At 66.9% G+C, this 21,786-nt stretch carries 27 protein-coding genes; 22 read left to right on the top strand and 5 right to left on the bottom strand.

The features are described from left to right. The first annotated feature begins 1 nt into the window (after window position 1). From rplX to rplQ, 18 genes are all read left to right on the top strand, one after another. Window positions 2–361 carry a 50S ribosomal protein L24 gene (gene rplX, locus AC25Y0_RS02320; protein ID WP_488122736.1) on the top strand — a complete coding sequence of 120 codons (360 nt, stop codon included), beginning with the start codon at window positions 2–4 and terminating at the stop codon, window positions 359–361. Window positions 362–363: 2 nt separating this feature from the next. Then, window positions 364–954: a 50S ribosomal protein L5 gene (gene rplE, locus AC25Y0_RS02315; RefSeq protein WP_488122735.1), complete on the top strand. Its 591-nt coding sequence runs from the start codon at window positions 364–366 to the stop codon at window positions 952–954. Window positions 955–1,087: 133 nt separating this feature from the next. Next, the gene (rpsH, locus tag AC25Y0_RS02310) at window positions 1,088–1,486 is read left to right on the top strand and encodes a 30S ribosomal protein S8 (protein ID WP_488122734.1); all 399 of its coding nucleotides are present in this window, start codon (window positions 1,088–1,090) and stop codon (window positions 1,484–1,486) included. Window positions 1,487–1,492: 6 nt separating this feature from the next. Beyond that, window positions 1,493–2,029, top strand: a complete 537-nt coding sequence (gene rplF / locus AC25Y0_RS02305) for a 50S ribosomal protein L6 (protein ID WP_488122733.1) — start codon at window positions 1,493–1,495, stop codon at window positions 2,027–2,029. Between the two features lie 2 nt (window positions 2,030–2,031). Next, entirely contained in the window at window positions 2,032–2,391 is a 360-nt protein-coding gene (gene rplR, locus AC25Y0_RS02300; RefSeq protein WP_488122732.1) for a 50S ribosomal protein L18, read from the top strand. Further along, window positions 2,388–3,074: a 30S ribosomal protein S5 gene (rpsE, locus tag AC25Y0_RS02295; protein WP_488122731.1), complete on the top strand. Its 687-nt coding sequence runs from the start codon at window positions 2,388–2,390 to the stop codon at window positions 3,072–3,074. The genes rplR and rpsE overlap by 4 nt, the downstream gene beginning before the upstream one ends. Then, on the top strand, window positions 3,074–3,259 hold the full coding sequence (gene rpmD / locus AC25Y0_RS02290; protein WP_488122877.1) for a 50S ribosomal protein L30: 186 nt from the start codon (window positions 3,074–3,076) through the stop codon (window positions 3,257–3,259). Before rpsE ends, rpmD begins: the two co-directional genes overlap by 1 nt. Continuing rightward, window positions 3,259–3,816, top strand: coding sequence for a 50S ribosomal protein L15 (rplO, locus tag AC25Y0_RS02285; RefSeq protein WP_488122730.1), 558 nt, complete (start codon window positions 3,259–3,261; stop codon window positions 3,814–3,816). Before rpmD ends, rplO begins: the two co-directional genes overlap by 1 nt. 102 nt (window positions 3,817–3,918) lie before the next feature. Beyond that, window positions 3,919–5,241 (top strand): preprotein translocase subunit SecY, encoded by a 1,323-nt coding sequence (gene secY, locus AC25Y0_RS02280; protein WP_488122729.1) that lies wholly within the window; start codon window positions 3,919–3,921, stop codon window positions 5,239–5,241. Further along, window positions 5,238–5,885 carry an adenylate kinase gene (locus AC25Y0_RS02275; RefSeq protein ID WP_488122728.1) on the top strand — a complete coding sequence of 216 codons (648 nt, stop codon included), beginning with the start codon at window positions 5,238–5,240 and terminating at the stop codon, window positions 5,883–5,885. Before secY ends, AC25Y0_RS02275 begins: the two co-directional genes overlap by 4 nt. A gap of 1 nt (window position 5,886) precedes the next feature. Continuing rightward, entirely contained in the window at window positions 5,887–6,723 is an 837-nt protein-coding gene (gene map, locus AC25Y0_RS02270; protein WP_488122727.1) for a type I methionyl aminopeptidase, read from the top strand. Window positions 6,724–6,739: 16 nt separating this feature from the next. Continuing rightward, entirely contained in the window at window positions 6,740–7,411 is a 672-nt protein-coding gene (locus AC25Y0_RS02265; RefSeq protein WP_488134117.1) for a DsbA family protein, read from the top strand. 144 nt (window positions 7,412–7,555) lie between these two features. Beyond that, the gene (gene infA / locus AC25Y0_RS02260) at window positions 7,556–7,777 is read left to right on the top strand and encodes a translation initiation factor IF-1 (RefSeq protein WP_017201569.1); all 222 of its coding nucleotides are present in this window, start codon (window positions 7,556–7,558) and stop codon (window positions 7,775–7,777) included. Between the two features lie 76 nt (window positions 7,778–7,853). Then, window positions 7,854–7,970, top strand: coding sequence for a 50S ribosomal protein L36 (gene rpmJ, locus AC25Y0_RS02255; protein ID WP_292815000.1), 117 nt, complete (start codon window positions 7,854–7,856; stop codon window positions 7,968–7,970). 164 nt (window positions 7,971–8,134) lie between these two features. After that, the gene (gene rpsM / locus AC25Y0_RS02250; protein ID WP_488122725.1) at window positions 8,135–8,509 is read left to right on the top strand and encodes a 30S ribosomal protein S13; all 375 of its coding nucleotides are present in this window, start codon (window positions 8,135–8,137) and stop codon (window positions 8,507–8,509) included. A 33-nt stretch (window positions 8,510–8,542) separates the two neighbouring features. Further along, on the top strand, window positions 8,543–8,941 hold the full coding sequence (gene rpsK, locus AC25Y0_RS02245; RefSeq protein WP_376129457.1) for a 30S ribosomal protein S11: 399 nt from the start codon (window positions 8,543–8,545) through the stop codon (window positions 8,939–8,941). A gap of 174 nt (window positions 8,942–9,115) precedes the next feature. After that, window positions 9,116–10,105, top strand: a complete 990-nt coding sequence (locus AC25Y0_RS02240) for a DNA-directed RNA polymerase subunit alpha (protein WP_488122724.1) — start codon at window positions 9,116–9,118, stop codon at window positions 10,103–10,105. 31 nt (window positions 10,106–10,136) lie between these two features. Then, window positions 10,137–10,703, top strand: coding sequence for a 50S ribosomal protein L17 (gene rplQ, locus AC25Y0_RS02235; protein WP_488122723.1), 567 nt, complete (start codon window positions 10,137–10,139; stop codon window positions 10,701–10,703). 97 nt (window positions 10,704–10,800) lie between these two features. Here rplQ and AC25Y0_RS02230 read toward each other — a convergent pair whose 3' ends face one another. Next, complete coding sequence (locus AC25Y0_RS02230) at window positions 10,801–12,825, bottom strand: acyltransferase family protein (RefSeq protein ID WP_488134116.1); 2,025 nt, start codon at window positions 12,823–12,825, stop codon at window positions 10,801–10,803. An 85-nt stretch (window positions 12,826–12,910) separates the two neighbouring features. On the opposite strand from AC25Y0_RS02230, the gene truA reads away from it, so the two are divergent. Both truA and AC25Y0_RS02220 read left to right on the top strand, forming a co-directional pair. Next, entirely contained in the window at window positions 12,911–13,747 is an 837-nt protein-coding gene (gene truA / locus AC25Y0_RS02225; protein WP_488134115.1) for a tRNA pseudouridine(38-40) synthase TruA, read from the top strand. Between the two features lie 194 nt (window positions 13,748–13,941). Beyond that, a complete protein-coding gene (locus AC25Y0_RS02220; protein ID WP_488122720.1) occupies window positions 13,942–14,394 on the top strand; it encodes a hypothetical protein in 453 nt (150 codons plus the stop codon). Here the strand turns inward: AC25Y0_RS02220 and AC25Y0_RS02215 are convergent. Further along, entirely contained in the window at window positions 14,372–15,541 is a 1,170-nt protein-coding gene (locus tag AC25Y0_RS02215; RefSeq protein ID WP_488134114.1) for a hypothetical protein, read from the bottom strand. The genes AC25Y0_RS02220 and AC25Y0_RS02215 overlap by 23 nt on opposite strands. Then, window positions 15,538–17,124, bottom strand: coding sequence for a sensor histidine kinase (locus AC25Y0_RS02210; protein ID WP_488122718.1), 1,587 nt, complete (start codon window positions 17,122–17,124; stop codon window positions 15,538–15,540). Before AC25Y0_RS02210 ends, AC25Y0_RS02215 begins: the two co-directional genes overlap by 4 nt. Before the next feature lie 187 nt (window positions 17,125–17,311). Here AC25Y0_RS02210 and AC25Y0_RS02205 point away from each other — a divergent pair, with 187 nt between their 5' ends. Then, window positions 17,312–18,760, top strand: a complete 1,449-nt coding sequence (locus tag AC25Y0_RS02205; protein ID WP_488122717.1) for a glycosyltransferase family 2 protein — start codon at window positions 17,312–17,314, stop codon at window positions 18,758–18,760. A gap of 146 nt (window positions 18,761–18,906) precedes the next feature. On the opposite strand, the gene AC25Y0_RS02200 is transcribed toward AC25Y0_RS02205, so the two are convergent. Further along, window positions 18,907–19,863: a response regulator transcription factor gene (locus AC25Y0_RS02200; RefSeq protein ID WP_488122716.1), complete on the bottom strand. Its 957-nt coding sequence runs from the start codon at window positions 19,861–19,863 to the stop codon at window positions 18,907–18,909. Window positions 19,864–19,985: 122 nt separating this feature from the next. After that, window positions 19,986–20,993, bottom strand: coding sequence for a glycoside hydrolase family 6 protein (locus AC25Y0_RS02195; protein ID WP_488122715.1), 1,008 nt, complete (start codon window positions 20,991–20,993; stop codon window positions 19,986–19,988). A gap of 84 nt (window positions 20,994–21,077) precedes the next feature. Between AC25Y0_RS02195 and AC25Y0_RS02190 the strand changes: the two genes are divergently transcribed. Then, window positions 21,078–21,773: an endonuclease/exonuclease/phosphatase family protein gene (locus tag AC25Y0_RS02190; protein ID WP_488122714.1), complete on the top strand. Its 696-nt coding sequence runs from the start codon at window positions 21,078–21,080 to the stop codon at window positions 21,771–21,773. Window positions 21,774–21,786: the final 13 nt, after the last annotated feature.

Raw genomic sequence — 21,786 nt, 5'->3', positions numbered from 1 at the left:
CATGGCGAACATCAAGAAGGGCGACCTGGTTCAGGTCATCACGGGCGCCAAGCCCGAGCGCGGCGGCGACCGCGGCAAGCAGGGCAAGGTCCTCGAGATCCTGACCGAGCAGAACCGCGTCATCGTCGAGGGCGTGAACTACGTCACCAAGCACACGCGCGTGGGTCAGACCCAGCGCGGAGCCAAGACGGGCGGCATCGAAACGATGGAAGCCCCGATCCATATCTCCAACGTCGCACTCGTCGACCCCTCGAGCAAGAAGCCGACCCGCGTCGGTCACCGCGTCGAGGAGCAGACGAAGGATGGCGTCAAGCGCACCGTCCGCGTGCGTTACGCGAAGAAGTCAGGCAAGGACCTCTGAATATGAGCAACGCCACTGCCGTGGAGGCTGGCAAGATCCAGCCCCGCCTGAAGCAGAAGTACCGGGACGAGATCAAGAAGCAGCTGCAGGAAGAGTTCGGTTACGCGAACGTCATGCAGATCCCCGGTCTCGTGAAGATCGTCGTGAACACGGGTGTCGGCGAGGCCGCACGCGACAGCAAGGTGATCGATGGCGCGGTCTCTGACCTCGTCAAGATCACCGGTCAGAAGCCGCTGGTCACGAAGGCACGCAAGTCGATCGCCCAGTTCAAGCTGCGCGAGGGCCAGCCCATCGGCGCGCACGTCACCCTTCGTGGTGACCGCGCGTGGGAGTTCCTCGACCGCCTCGTGAACCTCGCTCTTCCGCGTATCCGTGACTTCCGCGGGCTTTCGCCCAAGCAGTTCGACGGTCACGGCAACTACACGTTCGGTCTCCAGGAGCAGTCCGTGTTCCACGAGATCGACCAGGACCGGATCGATCGCGTCCGGGGCTTCGACATCACGATCGTCACCGACGCGAAGACGGACGACGAGGGCCGCGCACTCCTGCGCCACCTCGGATTCCCCTTCCGCGCCGAGAACGCCCAGGTCTGATCATCGGATGCCGCGGGCTAGCGCGCCGCGCCTGCCCGCGGCATCCGTTCCCACAACTGAATACTGCTGAATCATCGAAGGTCGGCCCGCGTGTAACGCTGTGTCGAAACCTCATGAACAAAGGAAAACAACCATGACGATGACAGACCCGGTCGCAGACATGCTGACCCGTCTGCGCAACGCGAACTCGGCACACCACGACTCCGTGGCTATGCCCAACTCGAAGCTCAAGACGAACATCGCCGAGATCCTCACAAAAGAGGGCTACATCGCGGGGTGGGAGGTCAGCGACGCACGCGTCGGCCAGACCCTCACCATTTCGCTGAAGTACGGCCCCAACCGCGAGCGGTCGATCGCCGGCATCAAGCGCGTGTCCAAGCCCGGTCTGCGCGTCTACGCACGCTCGACCGAGCTGCCCACCGTCCTCGGTGGCCTCGGCGTCGCGATCCTGTCCACCTCCTCCGGTCTCCTCACGGACCGCCAGGCCGAGCAGAAGGGCGTGGGCGGAGAAGTTCTCGCCTACGTGTGGTGATCTGACATGTCGCGTATTGGACGCCTTCCCATCGACATCCCCGCCGGCGTGACCATCTCGGTCGCCGGTCAGGACGTCACCGTCACGGGCCCCAAGGGTGAGCTCGCTCTCACCGTGGCCCGCCCGCTCGAGGTCAAGGTCGAGGACAACCAGGTCATCGTGACCCGTCCCGACGACGAGCGCGAATCGCGCTCGCTGCACGGTCTCACCCGCACCCTGATCAGCAACAACATCATCGGTGTCACGCAGGGCTACTCGAAGGGCCTCGAAGTCGTCGGCACGGGTTACCGTGTCGTGCAGAAGGGCAGCTCGCTCGAGTTCGCTCTCGGCTTCTCGCACCCCGTGAACGTCGACCCGCCCGCCGGGATCACCTTCGCCGTCGAGGGCAACAACAAGGTCATCGTGACCGGCATCGACAAGCAGGCCGTCGGTGAGGCTGCCGCGAACATCCGCAAGATCCGCAAGCCCGAGCCTTACAAGGGCAAGGGTGTGCGTTACGCGGGCGAGGTCGTCCGCCGCAAGGCCGGAAAGGCTGGTAAGTAAGCATGGCTGTCAAGTCGAAGTCAGACGCCCGCGCGCGTCGTCACGCCCGCCTTCGCAAGAAGGTCATCGGCACCGCCGAGCGTCCCCGCCTCGTCGTCACGCGCTCGTCGCGTCACGTGTTCGTTCAGCTCGTCGACGACGCCCAGGGACACACCGTCGCCTCGGCCTCGACGCTCGAGACTGACCTGCGTTCGTTCGAAGGTGACAAGACCGCCAAGGCGCGCAAGGTCGGCGAGCTCGTCGCCGAGCGCGCGAAGGCCGCCGGCGTCGCAGACGCCGTGTTCGACCGCGGTGGCAACCGCTACGCGGGCCGGGTCGCGGCAATCGCCGACGGCGCCCGCGAGGGAGGTCTGAACCTGTGAGTGAGAACAAGGAGAACGAAGTGACCACGACCGCTGAGCCGGCTGCGGCCACCGAGGCGCCTGCCACTGAGGCGCCCGCCGAGCGCGAACCGCGCCGCGGCGGACGTGAGCGCAACCAGAACCAGCGTGACCGTGGCCGCGACCGCAACGAGAGCCAGTTCCTCGAGCGCGTCGTCACGATCAACCGCGTGTCGAAGGTCGTCAAGGGCGGCCGTCGCTTCAGCTTCACGGCGCTCGTCGTCGTGGGTGACGGCAACGGCATGGTCGGCGTCGGCTACGGCAAGGCCCGCGAGGTGCCCCTGGCCATCTCCAAGGGTGTCGAAGAGGCCAAGCGCAACTTCTTCCGCGTGCCCCGCGTCGGCAAGACCATCCCGCACCCCGTGCAGGGTGAGACCGCCGCAGGCGTCGTGCTGCTTCGTCCCGCCGCCGCGGGTACCGGTGTTATCGCCGGTGGCCCCGTGCGCGCCGTGCTCGAGTGCGCTGGTATCCACGACATTCTGTCGAAGTCGCTCGGTTCGTCGAACACGATCAACATCGTGCACGCGACGGTCACCGCGCTGAAGATGCTCGAGGAGCCCCGCGCGGTTGCTGCTCGTCGCGGCCTGGACTACGACCAGGTGGCACCGGCGATCCTGCTCCGCAACGAGGCCAAGGCCGCTGAGGCAGCGAAGGCAGGTTCATGATGGCCGACCGTCTGAAGGTCACACAGGTCAAGTCCAAGGTGAGCGAGAAGCAGAACCAGCGCGACACGCTGCGTTCCCTCGGTCTGAAGCGGATCGGCGACTCGGTCGTCCGTCCCGACGACGCGCAGACGCGCGGCTACGTCAAGACCGTCGCACACCTCGTGAAGGTTGAGGAGATCGACTAATGGCTGACAAGGCCGAAAAGAAGGACGAGACCGCCACGGCTGTCGCGCCCAAGAAGGCTGCCGCGAAGAAGTCGTCGGCTACCAAGGCTGCTCCGAAGAAGGATGCCCCGGCCTCGCGCCCGGGCGTTCTCAAGGTGCACCACCTGCGTCCCGTTCCGGGTGCCCACACCGCCAAGACCCGCGTCGGTCGCGGTGAGGGCTCGAAGGGTAAGACCGCCGGTCGCGGAACGAAGGGCACGAAGGCCCGCAACAAGGTCCGGATCGGGTTCGAGGGCGGCCAGATGCCGCTGCACATGCGTACGCCGAAGCTGCGCGGGTTCAAGAACCCGTTCCGCGTCGAGTACCAGGTCGTCAACCTCGACAAGCTCGCTGAGCTGTACCCGTCGGGTGGTGACGTCACCGTGAGCGACCTGGTCGCAAAGGGCGCCGTCCGTAAGAACGAGAAGGTAAAGGTGCTCGGCACCGGAGACATCTCGGTGAAGCTCACTGTGTCGGTCGACAAGGTCTCGGGATCCGCCGAGCAGAAGATCGTCGCAGCAGGCGGCACCGTCAAGTAACACGCGTAGTGAGGGCCGGAGAACAATCTCCGGCCCTCACTGGGCTAACCTGGATTTCGAATGCGCTGAGAGCGCATCGGCATCCCCCCTGGAGGCATCGTCTTGTTCAGCGCCATCGCGCGGATCTTCCGTACACCCGACCTGCGGCGGAAGATCGCCTTCACGCTCATGATCATCGCCATCTATCGACTCGGCGCGCATGTGCCGACGCCGTTCGTGGACTTCCCGAACGTGCAGTCATGTCTGAGAGATTCGGCGGGGACCGAGGGCCTCCTCTCGCTGGTCAACCTCTTCTCCGGCGGTGCGCTGCTGCAGCTGTCGATCTTCGCGCTGGGCGTCATGCCCTACATCACCGCGACGATCATCACCCAGCTGCTGCGCGTGGTCATCCCGCACTTCGAGGCTCTCCACAAGGAGGGCCAGGCCGGCCAGACGAAGCTGACGCAGTACACGCGCTACCTCACGATCGCGCTCGCACTGCTGCAGTCCACGACGCTGGTCACGGTCGCCCGCAGCGGTCAGCTGTTCGGGTTCACCGGCATCCCCGAGTGCGAGCAGCTGCTCACGAACGATGTGTGGTGGGCACAGCTGCTCATGATCATCACGATGACGGCCGGCACCGGACTCATCATGTGGTTCGCCGAGCTCGTCACCGAGCGAGGCATCGGCAACGGCATGTCGCTGCTGATCTTCGTCTCGATCGCGGCGACCTTCCCCGGCTCGCTCTGGGCCATCGCCCAGGCCCGCGGCTTCGAGGTCTTCCTGCTCGTACTCGCCGTTGGCATCCTCGTCATGGCGCTCGTCGTCTACGTCGAGCAGTCCCAGCGACGCATCCCGGTGCAGTACGCCAAGCGCATGGTCGGTCGTCGCACGTACGGCGGCACCAACACGTACATCCCGATCAAGGTCAACCAGGCCGGTGTCGTCCCCGTCATCTTCGCCTCGTCGCTGCTGTACATCCCTGCGCTCATCGCGCAGTTCAACCAGCCGCAGCCGGGCCAGGACGTTCCGGCGTGGGTCACCTGGATCCAGCAGTACCTCGTCACGGGCGACCACCCGCTCTACATGGCGCTGTACTTCCTGCTCATCGTCGGGTTCACCTACTTCTACGTCGCGATCACGTTCAACCCCGTCGAGGTCGCCGACAACATGAAGAAGTACGGCGGCTTCATCCCGGGCATCCGCGCGGGTCGTCCCACCGCCGAGTACCTCGACTTCGTGCTCACCCGCATCACTGCTCCGGGCTCGATCTACCTGGGTCTCATCGCGCTCATCCCGCTCGTCGCGCTGTCGACGGTCGGAGCGAACCAGAACTTCCCGTTCGGCGGCGCCTCGATCCTCATCATCGTCGGTGTGGGTCTGGCTACGGTCAAGGACATCGACGCGCAGCTCCAGCAGCGGCACTACGAAGGGCTCCTCCGTTGAGCGGCGCGACGCAGCACCGCCAGCACGACCCCGCCGAAGAGGCGCCGGTCCAGCCCGCGCGCCTCGTGCTGGTCGGGCCGCAGGGTTCCGGCAAAGGCACGCAGGCCGCGCGCATCGCCGAGATGTTCGGCATCGCCGCCATCTCGACCGGCGACGTCTTCCGCGAGAACATCAAGAATGAGACCGAGCTGGGTCGTCAGGTCAAGACGGTCATCGAGGCAGGCGACCTGGTCTCGGACGCCCTCACCTTCGAGGTCGTGCGCGACCGGCTCGGCCAGCACGACGCCGCGACCGGATTCCTGCTCGACGGGTTCCCGCGCAACCTCGGTCAGCTCGGCATGCTCGATGAGTACCTCGAGACACGCGATGAGCCCCTCACCGCCGTCCTCGAGCTCGGTGTGCCACGTGCGGTGAGCGTCGATCGCCTGCGCCGGCGCGCTCTTGAGCAGGGCCGCACCGACGACACCGAAGAGGTCATCGAGAACCGTCTGGCGATCTACGAGCGCGAGACGGCGCCGATCCTCGAGGTCTACCGCGACCGGGGGATCGTCGACTCGATCGACGGCGTCGGCTCTCTCGACGAGGTGACCGAGCGCGTCATCCGCGCGCTCCGCGCCCGCGGTATCGTCCCCGCTGCTTCCTGACGTGCTCCGCCGCTCCATTTACAAGACCCCCGCCCAGCTGCGGGCGATGATCGAGCCCGGTCGCATCACCGCTGCCGCGCTTGAGGCCGTGCGCGGCCTGGTTGCGCCCGGCGTCACGACGGCAGAGCTCGACGCCGCGGCATCCGCTGTTATCACGCAGCGTGGCGCGGAATCGAACTTCCAGATGGTGCGCGGCTACCGCCACACGATCTGCGCCTCGGTCAACGAAGAGGTCGTGCACGGCATCCCGGGCGAGCGCGTGCTCGAACCGGGGGATATCCTCTCGGTCGACGCCGGCGCACAGTTCCGAGGCTGGAACGGCGATTCGGCGTTCAGCGTCGTGCTGCCCGACCCCTCCCGACCCGACGTCGTCGCCGAACGGCAGCGGCTGTCCGACGTGACGCAGGGCTCGCTCTGGGCCGGCATCGCCACGCTGGCGACGGCGAAGCACCTCGCCGAGATCGGCGCAGCGATCGAGGAGTACATCGAGGCGAACGCCCCCGAGGGCGGGTACGGGATCCTGCGCGACTACGTCGGTCACGGAATCGGCCGAAAGATGCATGAGTCCCCATCGGTCTTCAACTACCGCGTCGCCGACCCCGGGCCCGAGGTGCGCCCCGGGCTCGTGCTCGCCATCGAACCCATGGTCGTCATCGGCGACCAGGAGACCTTCATCGAAGACGATGGCTGGACCGTTTCGACAAGCGACGGCACCGCCGGCTCGCACTGGGAACACAGCGTCGCCGTCCACGATGGCGGCATCTGGGTGCTCACCGCACCCGACGGCGGCGCGGAGGGTCTCGCGCCGTTCGGCATCGTCCCCCGACCCATCGGCTGAGGCCGGAGAGGAAGTCATGGCACAGGCACGCAAGGTCAACCCGTTCGCGATCTGGATCAGCATCGGCGTCGTCGTGGCGCTCATCCTCGTGACGGTGCTCGTGGTCTGGATGAACAACACCGCCACCGCCCCCGGGCCCCGCCCCGAGAGCTCGGGAGTCAACTCCGAGACCGGTGCGATCCAGGTCGGCTCCGGATCGGACGAGCTCGACGTGTGGTTCGACTTCTACTGCTCGCACTGCCAGAGCTTCGAGGAGGCCTACGGATCGACGATCGACGACCTGCTCGAAGAGGGCACGATCACCGCGAACCTCTTCCCCGTCGCCCTCCCGAACCTCAACGCTGCGTCGGGCACCGACTTCTCGGAGCGCTCCGCCAACGCGATGTACTGCGTCGCAGAAGCCGCCCCCGAGGCGTCCTACCCGTTCATGCAGGCCATCTTCGACGCGCGGCCCTCGGGCGCCGGGCTCACCGACGAGGAGCTCATCGCGACGGCCGAGAAGGTCGGCGCGACCGGCATCGACACGTGCGTCCAGGAGCGCGAGTACGTCGACTTCGTCGCGGAGCAGACGAACGAGATCCCCGAGAGCCCGACCGGCGGCGCCGGTACCCCGACGGTCGTCCTCAACGGCGACTACGTCACCCTGTCTGGCGACCCCGAGGCCGACCTGGTCGCACCGCTGCGTTGATCGGAGTCGCCTCGCCGGGTTTGCCGCGCGGTCCTCTATCACGTATGCTTGAGTGTTGGTGCCTTGCGCCGCCATTGGCGTGTCGGTAACCACAATCCCATCCATCCGCAGACCGACCGGTCTGCAGCGAGTGTTAGCGAGCGTATGGCGAAGAAAGACGGTGTCATCGAGATCGAGGGCGTCATCTCCGAGGCCCTGCCCAATGCGATGTTTCGCGTTGAGCTGAGCAACGGACACAAGGTGCTCGCAACGATCTCGGGCAAGATGCGGCAGAACTACATCCGCATCATCCCGGAGGACCGTGTCGTCGTGGAGCTTTCGCCCTACGACCTCACGCGTGGTCGGATCGTTTACCGCTACCGCTAGACCGGTCGAGAAGTAACGAGCGGGTGCCGCGGCTTTGTGCCGCACATCTGTCTCGAAGACAGCGAAACAGGAAATCATGAAGGTCAATCCCTCCGTCAAGCCCATCTGCGAGCACTGCAAGGTCATCCGTCGCCACGGCCGCGTCATGGTCATCTGCAAGTCCAACCCGCGCCACAAGCAGCGCCAGGGCTGACAACTCAATACGTAGGACGCCTGGTCCCGAGACGTCGCTCTGCCGGCTGCTCGAGCGCAGGAACACACAAACGGCAGGATCAGAACCCGCAAGGGGGACACCTCGGGCGGAGGCCCGGGCACCGATCCTGCTCCACACCTCCACTTACTCCTTAGGAGAGCCGCATGGCACGTCTTGCCGGCGTTGACATTCCGCGCGATAAGCGCGTGGTGATCGCCCTTACATACATCTACGGCGTCGGCCGTACCCGCTCGAACGAGATTCTCGCTGCGACGGGTATCGACGAGAACATCCGCGTCAAGGACCTGAGTGACGAGCAGCTCGTCGCCCTCCGCGACTACATCGAGGGCACCTACAAGGTCGAGGGTGACCTCCGCCGTGAGGTGGCCGCCGACATCCGCCGCAAGGTCGAGATCGGCTCCTACGAGGGTCTGCGTCACCGCCGCGGCCTCCCGGTGCGCGGTCAGCGCACGAAGACCAACGCGCGTACCCGCAAGGGCCCCAAGCGCACCGTCGCCGGCAAGAAGAAGGCGCGCTAAGCGCGCGGCCCCTAGGTTCAGGAGAACACGCACATGGCACAGGCCAAGTCCGCCGCGCGCAAGCCGCGCCGCAAGGAGAAGAAGAACATCGCGCTGGGCCACGCCCACATCAAGTCGACGTTCAACAACACGATCGTCTCGATCACCGACCCCTCGGGCGCCGTCATCAGCTGGGCGTCCTCGGGTGGCGTGGGCTTCAAGGGCTCGCGCAAGTCGACCCCCTACGCCGCCGGCATGGCCGCAGAGGCTGCTGCCCGCCAGGCGCAGGAGCACGGCGTCAAGAAGGTCGACGTCTTCGTGAAGGGCCCCGGCTCAGGTCGCGAGACGGCTATCCGTTCGCTCACCGCCGCAGGCCTCGAGGTCGGTTCGATTCAGGACGTCACGCCCCAGGCGCACAACGGCTGCCGCCCGCCCAAGCGCCGCCGCGTCTGATCAGCTTCGCGCCCCGCGCGTGGTCTGCTCGCACCGTGCCCGTTGTCGAGTAGGCCGCGCGTTGGCCGCTTCGAGTCATCGGATGCCTGGGCCCCAGACATCCCCAGAGTAGAACTCAACACCTCACACACCGCACGTGTCATATAGCGGGCACGTGATCGAAAGGAACACATAGTGCTTATTGCACAGCGTCCCACCCTGACCGAGGAGAAGATCGGGGAGTTCCGCAGCCGCTTCATCATCGAGCCGTTGGAGCCCGGCTTCGGTTACACGATCGGCAACGCGCTGCGTCGCAGCCTCCTCTCGTCGATTCCCGGCGCCGCCGTCACGTCGATCCGCATCGACGGCGTGCTGCACGAGTTCAGCACCATCCCCGGGGTCAAGGAGGATGTCACCGAGATCATCCTCAACATCAAGCAGCTCGTCGTCTCGAGCGAGCGCGACGAGCCCATCACCGCTTACCTGCGCAAGACGGGTGCCGGTGAGGTCACGGCCGCCGACATCTCCGCCCCTGCAGGTGTCGAGGTGCACAACCCCGAGCTGGTCATCGCGACGCTCAACGACACGGCCAAGTTCGAGCTCGAGCTCACGATCGAGCGCGGCCGTGGATACGTTTCGGCGACGCAGAACCGCAACGAGTACGCCGAGGCCGGCCAGATTCCGGTCGACTCGATCTACTCGCCCGTGCTGAAGGTCTCGTACCGCGTCGACGCGACGCGTGCCGGGGAGCGCACGGACTTCGACAAGCTCGTCTTGGACGTCGAGGCCAAGCCGTCGATCGCCCCGCGTGACGCGGTCGCCTCGGCAGGTCGCACGCTGACCGAGCTGTTCGGCCTCGCCCGCGAGCTGAACGTCGAGGCTGAGGGCATCGAGATCGGCCCCGCGCCGGTGGAGACCGTCCTCTCGAACGAGCTGTCCATGCCGATCGAGGACCTCGATCTGTCTGTCCGCTCGTACAACTGCCTCAAGCGCGAGGGCATCAACACGGTGTCCGAGCTCGTCGCCCTGTCGGAGACGCAGCTCATGAACATCCGCAACTTCGGCCAGAAGTCGGTTGATGAGGTGCGCGACAAGCTCGTCTCACTCGGCCTGTCGCTCAAGGACTCGGTTCCCGGGTTCGACGGTGCGCACTTCTACGGCGGCTACGACGACGAAACCGTCTGATCGATCGACTTTCACCCTGGAGTAACTGAGAATGCCTAAGCCCACGAAGGGACCCCGCCTCGGAGGCGGACCCGCACACGAGCGCCTGCTGCTTGCGAACCTCGCCGCCGCGCTGTACACGCACAAGTCGATCAAGACGACCGAGACCAAGGCCAAGCGTCTTCGTCCGCTCGCTGAGCGTCTGATCACGTTCGCCAAGCGCGGCGACCTGCACGCCCGCCGTCGGGTGCTGTCGGTCATCGGTGACAAAGAGGTCGTGCACGTCCTCTTCGCCGAGATCGCGCCGCTGGTCGCTGACCGTGAGGGTGGCTACACCCGCATCACGAAGGTCGGCAACCGCAAGGGCGACAACGCGCCCATGGCCGTGATCGAGCTCGTCCTCGAGCCCGTCACGAAGAAGCCGAAGTCGGCGAAGAAGTCGGCCGCTGCGTCGTCCGCTGCTGAGGAGCCCGCCGTCGAGGCTGAGGCCACCGAAGCCGAGGTCGTCGACGAGGCGCCCGCCGAAGACGCCGCCGCCGAGGCCGGAGCGGAGTCGCCCGAAGAGGGCGCCGCGGCCGAAGCTGCTGCCGAAGACGCCGTCGAGGCTGACAAGGCCTGAGTCGACGACATCGCATCCCGAGACCCGTACGCCCCTGTGGGCGTGCGGGTCTCGGCGTTTCACGGGCGGATGCCGCAGCCCGGAGCCAGTTGTCGTGTCAGTCTGCGCGGACGCGGGGCAGCGGCGAGGCCGCGAGGTCGTCGTAGAGACGCTGCTTGATCGAGTAGCGGCGTTCGGCGCGCTCCTGCAGCGCGCGCTCGATCGTGTCGACAGCGACGTCGGCGAAGATCCGGCTGCCTTCGGCCCCGGGGTGCACGTTGTCGCCCGCGAGCAAGTCCGTCCGGTCGGCGATGGCCGCTGACCAATCCGCAACGACGACGTTGGAGCGCCCCACGGCGAAGGCCGCGAGGTCTTCGTTGACCCCGGGTATCCAGTCGCGGGGGGCGTAGGCGTTGACGAGCACGACGAGTCGGTCCTCGCCGGCTGTGTCGACCATGGCTTCGAGTGAGGACTGGTCGACGGGGCCGTTGGTGCCGAGCGCGATGACGACGTACGGACGCAGCGCGTCGGTCGCGGCGAGCGTGTCCAGGATGCCGGGCCCGGCCCACGCGGAGCGAGAGACCGCGGCGTCGATGTGGATTCCCGGCAGTCGTTCCAGCAGTGCCGGAGCTGAGGCGAGCATGACGGAGTCGCCGACGGCGGTCACCTGATCGCCGGTGACGGCCACCGGCGCGACGGTGGGCTGCGGCTCCGCCGTCAGAGGCGCAACCGGTCGGGGAGTCGCGCGTGGCGGGGTGCTCGACCCGTCGGCCGGCGCGGAGCTGGGTGTCGCCTGAGCACGTTCGAGGGCCTCGGCTCCCGCGGCGACGACGTCTTCGCCGGTGGCAGTGAGGGGCGAGACGGCGATCGCCGCGCCTGTGCCTCCGACGACCAGTGTGCCGGCCACGATCGTCACGACCGCCCCGAGACGTGCCGTGGTCGTGCCGCGCAGTCGGGCGAGCAGCATCCGGAACGACCCGCGGAACCCGTGCCGGCGCACCGGCGTCTCGACGAAGCGGTACGACAGTTCGCTCGTCACGAGCGTCAGGGCGAGGGCGCCGACGCCCAGCCAGGGTGAGAAGCCCGCGTCGGGAGCGGTGCCCTGCACCGCGGCGACGACGAGAACGAGAAGCGGCCAGTGCCACAGGTAGATGCCGTAGGAGCGGTCGCCGATCCAGCGCAGCACCGGCTGGTCGAGGGCGGGCCCGAAGACCGACCCCGGCCAGATGCCCGCCGCGATGGCCACGACGCTCAGAGCGCTTGCCGTGAGCAGGGCGCCCGGGAAGGTCGCGGTCGTCATCGTCGGGGGAACGACGGCGAGCACGCCGATCCCCACGAGCGCCGCCCCGCCCAGAACGGCAGTCACGATGGCGACGCGGCTGGGTGTGCGACGGTCGGCGATCCGGGGGTCGACGACCTTCCACCCGCCCGCCAGCACGACGTCAGCCGGCGTCTGCCTCTTGCGGTGCACGATCCCGAACAGGCCGAAGGCGAGCGCGACGCCCAGGAGGATGCCGAACGCGTGCGTGTCGGTTCCGAAGTATCCGCGGGTGATGCCGCCGGTCGAGGCGACGACGCCCATCCATGTCGCCGAGGCGGCCGCGAGGAAGAGGACGGCGGCGATGCGCCCCCAGGAGCGGGGTATGAGCAGGAACAGGGGCAGCAGGATCGGCCACAGCACGTAGAACTGCTCTTCGACGGCAAGCGACCAGAAGTTGCGGAACAGTTCGGGCGCTGCGGCGCTGAAGTAACCGTCGCCCCCGGCGATCGACAGCCAGTTGTAACTGAACGTGAAGGCCCCGAGCACCTGGGTGCCGAGGCGCACGAGCACGTCGCCGCCGATGAGCCATGCGGCGGAGGCGCACACGGTCACGACGAGGGTCAGAGCGGGCAGCAGGCGTCGCGCGCGTCGCCGCCAGAAGGCTCCCAGTCGGATGCGTCCCTCCGCGGCGTGCTCTCGCAGCAGCAGCGTCGTGATGAGGAATCCGCTGATGACGAAGAACACGTCGACGCCGATGAAACCGCCCGGCAGAAGGTGCGGGGGGAAGAGGTGATAAACCACGACGAGACCCACAGCGACGGCTCGAAGACCATCAAGACCCGCATAGCGGGTGGCGGTGGTTGCGGGCGCAGTGAACGTCATGACTTCTTCCGAGCGAGACAGATCAGTCTACGTCCGGCGGCAGACAGTCGACCGGGAGAACGGGGTGCGTCACTAGGCTGATCACGTGCGGATACGCCTGGACCTCGCCTATGACGGCACACACTTCCGCGGGTGGGCGCGGCAGCCGGGCCTGCGCACGGTGCAGGGCACGCTCGAAGACGGCCTCGCCCGCATCCTCGGCGGCGAACCCCGCCTCGTCGTCGCCGGCCGCACCGATGCCGGTGTCCACGCCAGGGCCCAGGTCGCTCACCTCGATCTCGACGACGCGCAGCGCGCGCGGCTCGAGGTGAGACGGGCATCGACGACACCCGTCGAGGCGCTCGCCGCGCGCATCACGGGTGTCATGGGTGCATACTCCGACGTCGCTGTGCACCGATCGACGCTCGCGCCCGCGGGGTTCGACGCGCGGTTCTCTGCCGTCTGGCGACGCTACGAGTACCGCATCGCCGATCGGGTCGCCGGGTACGACCCGATCGAACGGCTGCGCACGACGAGCGTGCGACCCGCGCTAGATGTGCAGCGGATGGATGCCGCGGCCCGATCTCTCATCGGGCTCCATGATTTCGCCGCCTACTGCAAGCCGCGCGACGAGTCCACGACGATCCGAACGCTGCTCGACTTCACCTGGCGGCGCGATGACGGCGGCGTGCTCATCGCGCACGTGCGGGCCGATGCGTTCTGTCACAGCATGGTGCGTGCGCTGGTGGGCGCGTGCGTCGCGGTCGGTGAAGGACGTCTCGACGTCGAGGATGTCGCGGCGATCCGCGACGCCGGTGCGCGGGTGCCCGAGGTCAAGGTGCTTGCGGCGCGGGGGCTCACGCTGACCGGGGTGGGGTATCCCGACGACGAGCTGCTGGCTTCTCGTGCCGAGCAGACTCGCGCGCGTCGCGACCGCGCATGAGCGCTCGATAGACTGACCAGACGTCGGCTGCTGGGAGCCATCCGCCGAATCGGAGACACATGAACGCCGCCGCTCGTGTAGCGCTTGCCAGCCTCAGCATCGCCGCCATCGGCGCCCTGTCCGCATGCGGACCCGCGCCTTGGCAACCCGGTGCTTCTGCGACACCCACGTCGACGGCTACGGTCCCGCCCCCGGTGCCGAACGATCTGTCCACGGGCGCGACCCAGCGCGACCTCACAGCAGGCCCCGTCACGGCGACCGTGGACTACTGGTCGACGCTGTCGATGGACCGCTGGTCCGCCGGTGCCGTGAAGCCGGTCAGCCTGAGCATGGTCACGACGGTGACACCCGCCGACGGTCAGAAGGTCTACCTCCAGCGCGCCCAGATGCTCGCCATCCCGGGTGCGGCGGGTGCAACCTTCGATCCGCTCGAGCCCCAGGTCGACGCCGCGACGGTCTCTCCGGGTTACCTCGTTCTGTCGCCGTACAGCTATTCGCAGACTTTCAACGTGGGCCCGACACCGGCTGAAGCGACGTTCGTCACCCTGCAGTTCACGTATGACTTCCTGGTGCAGACGACACCGACCTCGACCGAGTATGCGAAGCAGACCGTGACGGACGTCGTCACCGTCGCGCTGACGGATTGAGGATTCGGTCGGTGACGGTCGCGCCGACCCGTTCCCATCGGTCACCGCCTGCGTGCCCCGCCACGATCGCCGCTTCTCGGGCCATGTACGCCAGGGCATCGAACTCGAAACCCAGAATCGACGTCGGTGCCCATCCGATGCTCGCCGACGGCTGAATGGGCAGTCGCCCGCCGACATCGATCAGGGTGATCCGCTCGAGCAGCGCTTTGAGGATCTCGCGCACCGAAGCGTCGCCCCCGGGAACGAGAGCGGCGGCTACCCCGGGTGCGGGGGAGCTCAGGATCGCGTCGGTCGGCAACACCCCCCGCATCTCCTGCATCAGCTGAGCTGTCAGGTGCGTCACGGTGAATGGATCTGTGGCTCGGCGGATGTCGGAGAGGTCATCGAACTGGACGGAGATCAGCGACACGAAGCCGGAAACGCGCGACGCAGTGAGCAGGCGCTCTCGGGCGGCGATCTGAAACGCGGTCCAACCACCGGGAGTGGTCGCCCTCCGGGCACGAACTGCCTGGCGCAGCGAGATGCCGACGACGGCGATCGCCGCGCAGACGACGTACCCCAGCATTCCGATCGACGACACGAGTCGTGTCACGCCGAGCTCGGATGCCGCCTCTGCGGGGGCCAGCAGCCCCACGGCGAACACCGCGATGCCGAGCACGAGGAATGCGAGCGAAACGGCTGCCAGCGGGATCAGGGCCCGGTCGCGGCGTCTGGCGCGCGAGCGACTCCAGACCACGAAGAAAGCCCCGGCGAACAACGCTGCGACCAGGAACACGCAGTAGTACGCGAAGGTGTAGGCGTCGTCGGGCACGAGAACCAGGATCAGGGCGGATGCGGATGCGACGACGGCGCCCGTCCACGCGTGATCGCGGCGACCCCAATAGGAGAGGAACCCGGAGAGCAGGAAGGCCGGTGCTCCGATCAGCGCACCCAGTCCCAGGCGCCGCAGGGTCTCTTCGTCGGTCGCTTCGCCCGCGGCAGTGGCGAAGGTCGACGCCATGGCGAGGGTGAAGGCGAAGGCCCACAGGATCGTGGTCCGACCCGGCCGAAGGAGGAACGTGATGCCGATGGACGCGATCACCGCCAGTGTCGTCAAAGCGGCGAGGGTGATCGAGATCGTCCCCTTGATCGTCTCGGCGTCGATCATCGCGGGGTCCCTTCGTTCTCGACGGTCGCCGCGCGCCTGAGCGGCAGCCGTACCTCGATCGTGGTGCCCGCGCCGAGCTCGCTCGCGATCGTGAGAGTCCCGCTGTGCGCGGCCAGGATCTCCTTCGTGATGTTCAGCCCGAGACCCGTGCCCCGTGCGTGCCCCTGGGCAGGCTCGGTACGAAAGTACGGGGTGGCGATACGGGGAATGTCCTGCTCGGAGATCCCGATGCCGGTATCGCTCACGACGAGCACGGCGCTGGACCCGTCGATGCGGGCTTCGGCCTGCACCTGCCCGCCCGCAGGGGTGTATTTGATGGCATTGCTGATCAGGTTGTCGATCACCTGCCGCAGGCGGAAGCTGTCGCCGTGGACAGACGGCGCGTGCTCCGCTTCAAGGTGCAGCGCCACCTCCTGCGCCAGCGCCGCCGGCCGGAAGGATTCTGCCGACTCCCACAGGATCTGACGAAGGTCCACCTCTTCGAAGGGTGCTCGTGAAGAGAGCGTCGGCTGCGAGGTGCGGAGCATGCTCGACGTCATCGCGAGCATCCGCTCGCTCGCTCCCAGCATCGTCTCGAATCGTTCCCGGATCGCGGGGGTGAGCTCGTCGCTCTCGAGCGCGAGATCCGCAGTGGAGATCATGACGGTGAGCGGATGCTTGAGCTCGTGCGACGCGATCGCTGTGAGGCGGTCTCGTTCGCGCTGAGATTGCGTGATGGCCGTGATGTCGGTCACGACCAAGAGCATCGTCGTTCCCTCCGACGCCGTCTTGTTCAAGCGCTTCGACGTGATCGACAGGGCACGCCACTCGGTCTGTGCCGTGTACAACCACACGCGATCGTCGTTGAAGGTCTCGCCCCGTTGGGCGCGGGCGAACGGCCGCTGCGAAGGCGCGATCGGCATTCCTCGGAGGTCGTCGTACTCCACGGATTTCGCGGGCAGCTCGAGGTCGAAAGGGTCGAGGCCGTAGAGCTGCGCGTAGGTGTCGTTGACGGCGACGACGCCGCCGGCGAGGGAGAGGCGGGCGATTCCGGTGTCGATGCCGTTGAGGATCTCGGTCGTCTTCCGCTCCTGCTCGGACCGTCGTTCGACCGTGCGGTGCAGTCGCGTCGCCTGTCGCTGCAGAAGCCTGCGCAGCGCACGTGATTTCCGCGCGGCCAGACGAGCGGTGATCCCGATGAACGAGAGCGAGACGATGACGATGACCAGGCGCAAGAACGTGCCGACCCCGGGATAGAGAGCGGCGTCGATCACCAGGAGGACCGTGATCGTGGCAAGCGTGCCGACCAGTTCCCGCGTGGCGAAGTGCGTCGCCACCCACATCACGGGCAGAACCCAGAAGTAGCTGAAGCGGAGCTGTGTTCCGCTGGCGATCAGGCCGACCGCGACCACGTCCAACAGGGGAACGAGGACCACGTGTCGACGCGACAGTCGCGGCCAGGGAGCGACGAGTGTTGCCATCGTGATGAAGATCACGGCGAACACCCCCGCGCCGAGGGCGCTCTGCGAGAAGAGCTCCGGTTGCAGCGCGATCACGAGCACCGACGTGAGCACGACCGCTGCCGCGAGGACGAGCTGGTTCAACCAGATCGAACGCGTACGCGAGTCCGGCGGAGGGAGGTGATCGTCCAGCGCGCCGGCGTCGCGACGCGGCCCCGGGGAAACCTTGCGCGAATCTTGCGCTGACGGAGTGGCATTCTCAGCGGCCGCTTGCGGACCGTTCGACAGAGTGTTCTTCATCGCCTCACGCACCCCTGACAGGACCCGCATCATGGACCAGCGCTTCTCCGCACACGAGACAGCCATCGAACTCGCGTCGCCTCGCGCTGCCGGCTTCGCCGACGACTTCGAAGCGGTCCTCGACGTCTCGACCATCCATCGGTCGACCATCGGATGCGTCATCCCCGCGTACAACGAAGAAGAGTCGATCGAAGCCGTCATCCGATCGCTCCTCGACCAGACCCGGGTGCCCGACGTCATCCACGTCGTGGTCAACAACACCTCCGACGCCACGGTTCGGATCGCGTCGAAACTCGCCGGGCCCCACGAAGTGGTGACCGAGCTCGGTGAGCAGTTCACCGAGGTGTTCGTCCACGACATCGGCAAGAACCCCGACAAGAAGGTCGGCGCCCTGAACTACGGCTACACGCTCGTCGAAGGCTACGACTACCTGCTCGGCGTCGACGGTGACACCGTCGCCGATGCGCGGGCTGTGGAGTATCTCGAAGCCGAAGCGACGTCGGACACCCGCATCGGCGGGATCTCCGCCATCTACTCGATCGACGATGCGCCCATCAAGGGACCCGTCGCGAAGTTCCTCATCACGGGGCAGCGCTCGCAGTTCGCCGCCTTCAACCTGCACAACCTGCTTCGCGGTCGCAACATGGCGGTGCTGGGCGGACAGTTCTCGATCTTCTCGACCCATGCGCTGCGCGATGTCATGGAAGAGAACCACCAGTCGACGCCCTGGGTGAAGGACAGCGAGGTCGAAGACTCGCTGCTGTCGCTTCAGATCAAGAGCGCTGGATACCTGACGAAGATCAGTCCGTACGCCCGAGCCGATGTGGGTGGCATGACGACCCTGCGCGCCCTGGACGCGCAGCAGGTCAAGTGGACCTACGGCGCCATCGAGCTCATGTGGCCGGGGCAGCGGGGAGATACGAAGGGCCAGCCGTTCCACCCCAACCTGCGTGTGCGGTGGCTGGAGAACTTCGGAATGCTCTCGAACCTGTTCGTGCGGGTGGCCTTCGTGACGCTGCTGGCCGGTTCTCTGTCGATCAGTGCTTTCGTGTTCTCGCCGTGGTGGCTCATCCCGATCGGGATGGCGATGCTGCTGAACCTGCGCATGGCGCTGACGATGAAGAACCGCAATGCCCGCGACATCCTGTTCGCCGTCACTCTGATCCCGGCCGAGCTCTACATGTGGCTCCGCTTGAGCTACTTCGCGCGATCGTGGACCCGTTTCCTCTCGCGCAAGAAGGTCGACAACTGGGCGATGCAGGCCAAGGCGGAGCGTGGATCCGGCATCGGGCACTGGACTCCGCTCGTGGTCGTGGTCGGTGTCCTCATCGCGCTCGCCATGGTGTGGACCCTGCTCGACCCGATGGTGCAGTCCACGATCCTCTGGATCGGCTGGCCGATCGTCGGGTTCGTGACCATCGTGCAGACCCTGTCGATGTTCTTCAAGATGCTTCGTCGCCAGCACGGCTTCAAGGTCTGACGAAGAGGATTCCCTGAGGGCGAGGCCGGGGGGCATCGGGTGTGCTCGGCGTGGGGACCGGGCACGACGATGAGGCCTCGCCCTCAGGGAGCAGACGGAGATCGATCGGGGCGCTCCGGGGGGAACGGAGTGTCCCGATCGGAGTGTCATAGCGCGCCGCTCTCCGCGGTCAGTCGGTATCCGACACCTCGCACCGTCTCGATGTATCTCGGATTCACAGGATTGTCGCCCAGCTTGCGGCGAAGGTTCGTCATATGAGCCTCGACCGCACGCTTGTCCGCATCCCCGACGAAATAGCTCGTGACGTACGACTCGCCGCGCAGGACGAGGGTCAGGTCAGCCTTGCTGCGCACCCGGCGCTTGGACTCGAGCAGGGTCGCCAACAGGTCGAACTCGGTGCGGGTGAGCTCGAGTTCGTCACCGCGCACGGTCACGATCCGGTTCTCGGGGTGCAGCCTCAGATCGCGGTGCACCATCCACTCCTGCACGCTCGCATCCGCATCCGCCGGCGATGACGTGAGGTGCACGACATCGCCGCCGGTGTGCGGCGTGGCCGAGGCCGCGGAACTGCGGGACCGCGCGGCGGAGTCGAACGGGACAGAACGATCGACGTCGGGCTCACGCCGGGTCGGGATGCTGGCCGTCGCCGGACGCGCGCCCGGGAACGATGGCCCGACGCTTCCCTGAGACGGCTGCACGGGGGTCATGGGCGACGAAGGCCGCGCGCTGCGTCGCATCATCGCTTCGATCCGGGCACGGAGCTCGCGAGGGCGGAAAGGCTTGAGCAGGTAGTCATCGGCCCCCGCCCCGAGACCGGTCACCACGTCAGCCTCGTCGGAGAGCCCCGTCAGCATGATGATGTAGGTGTCCGATTGCGCCCGGATCCGGCGTGCCGCCTCGAAGCCGTCGATGCCCGGCATGTTCACATCGAGCGTGGTGAGCATGGGCTTATACGTCAGAACGGCACGCACGCCATCCAGGCCGTTTCCCACCGAGACGGTCGAGAACCCGGCGGCCTCGAGCACTTCCGAGATGATGCGTCGGATTTCGGGGTCATCCTCGATGATGACCGCGGTTTTCGGGGAATCGGCTGGGGCGATCATGTGCAGGTGCCTTCTCGAAGGGATGACGAAACCTGCGCGGCGCCTGACCCCAGCGGTCGTCCGCGCTTCGCGAGAGTATCGCGAGAGTATGGGCGGGGCAAAACCGGGGCGCTGGGCATCGCTTACCCGGGGAGCGCCCGACGGGTCAGGTCGATCGCCGCCTGCGGCCACCATTCGCCCGCGGGCGGCCCGCCGTTGCACGTGCCGTCGCTCTCGCCCGGCGGCTTCACCCACAGGTTCGTGTCGACGACAGCGTCGGAGATCGTCCCTCCTCGCTCGCCGATCAGCCTGCCCCCCGGATTGCACCATTCGCCGGTGGATCCCGCTCCGTTGCGCGACGTGTCGATGATGGCGTGCATGCCGTCGAGTTCATCCGCCAGCGCATGCGCGTACGCGATCTCGTCGGCCGTCGCGTTGTAGTTGGAGACGTTCGTCGCGAAGCCCCGCACGCTGTCGGTGCGCCCGATCCGATCGATGAGCGATGCCATTTCGCTCACCGGAAGCCACGAGGAGTGTCCGCCGTCGAGGTAGAGCCATGTGCTGTCGCCCGACAGGACCGCTGCGGCATCTGTCAACTGTTCGACGCGATCGTCGACATTGCCGCATTCGGGGGCGAGTGCCAGGCTGTCGGGTTCGAGGATCACGATCGGGCTGACATCTGCGGCATCGCGCAGAGCCTCGCCGATGGTGCGCGTCCACTCCGCGTATTCGGCGGGGGCGAGGCCGCCGGCGGAATGGCTGCCGCAATCACGGCCGGGGAGACCGTAGACGACGACCGCCAGTCGGGCCGACTGCTCGCGTGCCTCTCGCGCGAGGTCGGCGATGGTCGCGCCGACCCGGTCGCGCGGTTCGGCTTCGGGGGTCAGCCAGTACGCCGTCGGCTGCTCGCTCAGGTATGTCGCTGCGCCGTGCTCGGTCGAGCCCTCGGCGGTGACGGATGCGGCATGGTGCGCTTTCGAGAGGCTCGATGCGACCACCTCGGTGCCGGATCGAGGAGCGCTGGGAGCGGCCGATGCCCCTGCTCGCACCAGCGCGATGAGCAGCACCGCGGCGATGATGAGTCCCGCCACACCGAGACCGACCGCCGGCAGGAGGCGGGCGCGCTCACGAGGCGGTGTCGATGGGCTCACGGGGGGACTCTAGCGAAAAGGTCTGACGACCTCCGTGCGAATCTTCATGCCGCACTCAGGCGTCGGCCGTAGGCTGGGAATGTCATGAAGGTGATTTCGTACAACCTGCGTAAGCACCGCGCGGCGGGCGAGCTTGCGCATCTCGTCGAGCTGCACGGTGCCGATGTGATGTGTCTTCAAGAAGTCGACACGACAGACATTCCCGACACGGTCGGCGGTCTGCGCCTGGCGGACGCGACGGCCCGCAACCGTCTCGGTCTCGCCGTCTACTACAGCGAGAACACCTACCGTGCGCTCGAGGTGCGTTCGCTCGCGCTCAAGAAGTCGCTGCACGACCGCGTGCTCAAGCCGGCGGAAGAGCGGATGCTGGGCGTCAGGCTGCACGACATCGACGACGGCCGCGAGATCATCGTCGCGTCGTTCCACGCCGCGCCTCTCACGGCGCTCAACTCGTTGCGCCGTCACCAGATCCGAGCGGCGCTGACCGAACTCGGTCAGCTCGGCGCCGGGCTGCCTGCGCTGATGGTGGGGGACTTCAACTACCCCGTGTTCAAAGAGAATCTCGGTCAGCAGGTGCGCGAGCAGGGCTACGAGCTGACCCTCAGCGACTCGCGCACGTATACGCGCTACCGCTTCTTCCGTGGTCACTACGACTTCGCGACGTCGATCGGCTTCGAGATCGAGCACGTGCGCACGTTGCCGCAGGGTCTCAGCGACCACCTGCCGATCCTCGTGACAGCCAGGGTCGCCGAGCAGCAGCGTCGCGCCGACGTGGCCTGAGCGGGTTTCGCGC

The organism is Microbacterium sp. Y547, from assembly GCF_057669785.1.
This window is presented reverse-complemented; position numbering and strand designations above follow the sequence as displayed.

Excerpts from the sequence above, each read along its gene's own strand:
- rpsK (WP_376129457.1), top strand. The coding sequence starts at position 8,543 with ATGGCACAGGCCAAGTCCGCCGCGCGCAAGCCGCGCCGCAAGGAGAAG.
- AC25Y0_RS02230 (WP_488134116.1), bottom strand. The coding sequence starts at position 12,825 with ATGACGTTCACTGCGCCCGCAACCACCGCCACCCGCTATGCGGGTCTT.
- infA (WP_017201569.1), top strand. The coding sequence starts at position 7,556 with ATGGCGAAGAAAGACGGTGTCATCGAGATCGAGGGCGTCATCTCCGAG.
- AC25Y0_RS02265 (WP_488134117.1), top strand. The coding sequence starts at position 6,740 with ATGGCACAGGCACGCAAGGTCAACCCGTTCGCGATCTGGATCAGCATC.
- rplO (WP_488122730.1), top strand. The coding sequence starts at position 3,259 with ATGGCTGACAAGGCCGAAAAGAAGGACGAGACCGCCACGGCTGTCGCG.
- rplQ (WP_488122723.1), top strand. The coding sequence starts at position 10,137 with ATGCCTAAGCCCACGAAGGGACCCCGCCTCGGAGGCGGACCCGCACAC.
- rpsM (WP_488122725.1), top strand. The coding sequence starts at position 8,135 with ATGGCACGTCTTGCCGGCGTTGACATTCCGCGCGATAAGCGCGTGGTG.
- rpmD (WP_488122877.1), top strand. The coding sequence starts at position 3,074 with ATGGCCGACCGTCTGAAGGTCACACAGGTCAAGTCCAAGGTGAGCGAG.
- rplX (WP_488122736.1), top strand. The coding sequence starts at position 2 with ATGGCGAACATCAAGAAGGGCGACCTGGTTCAGGTCATCACGGGCGCC.
- rpmJ (WP_292815000.1), top strand. The coding sequence starts at position 7,854 with ATGAAGGTCAATCCCTCCGTCAAGCCCATCTGCGAGCACTGCAAGGTC.
- AC25Y0_RS02190 (WP_488122714.1), top strand. The coding sequence starts at position 21,078 with ATGAAGGTGATTTCGTACAACCTGCGTAAGCACCGCGCGGCGGGCGAG.
- AC25Y0_RS02200 (WP_488122716.1), bottom strand. The coding sequence starts at position 19,863 with ATGATCGCCCCAGCCGATTCCCCGAAAACCGCGGTCATCATCGAGGAT.
- AC25Y0_RS02205 (WP_488122717.1), top strand. The coding sequence starts at position 17,312 with ATGGACCAGCGCTTCTCCGCACACGAGACAGCCATCGAACTCGCGTCG.
- rplE (WP_488122735.1), top strand. The coding sequence starts at position 364 with ATGAGCAACGCCACTGCCGTGGAGGCTGGCAAGATCCAGCCCCGCCTG.
- rplF (WP_488122733.1), top strand. The coding sequence starts at position 1,493 with ATGTCGCGTATTGGACGCCTTCCCATCGACATCCCCGCCGGCGTGACC.
- rpsH (WP_488122734.1), top strand. The coding sequence starts at position 1,088 with ATGACGATGACAGACCCGGTCGCAGACATGCTGACCCGTCTGCGCAAC.
- AC25Y0_RS02215 (WP_488134114.1), bottom strand. The coding sequence starts at position 15,541 with ATGATCGACGCCGAGACGATCAAGGGGACGATCTCGATCACCCTCGCC.
- rplR (WP_488122732.1), top strand. The coding sequence starts at position 2,032 with ATGGCTGTCAAGTCGAAGTCAGACGCCCGCGCGCGTCGTCACGCCCGC.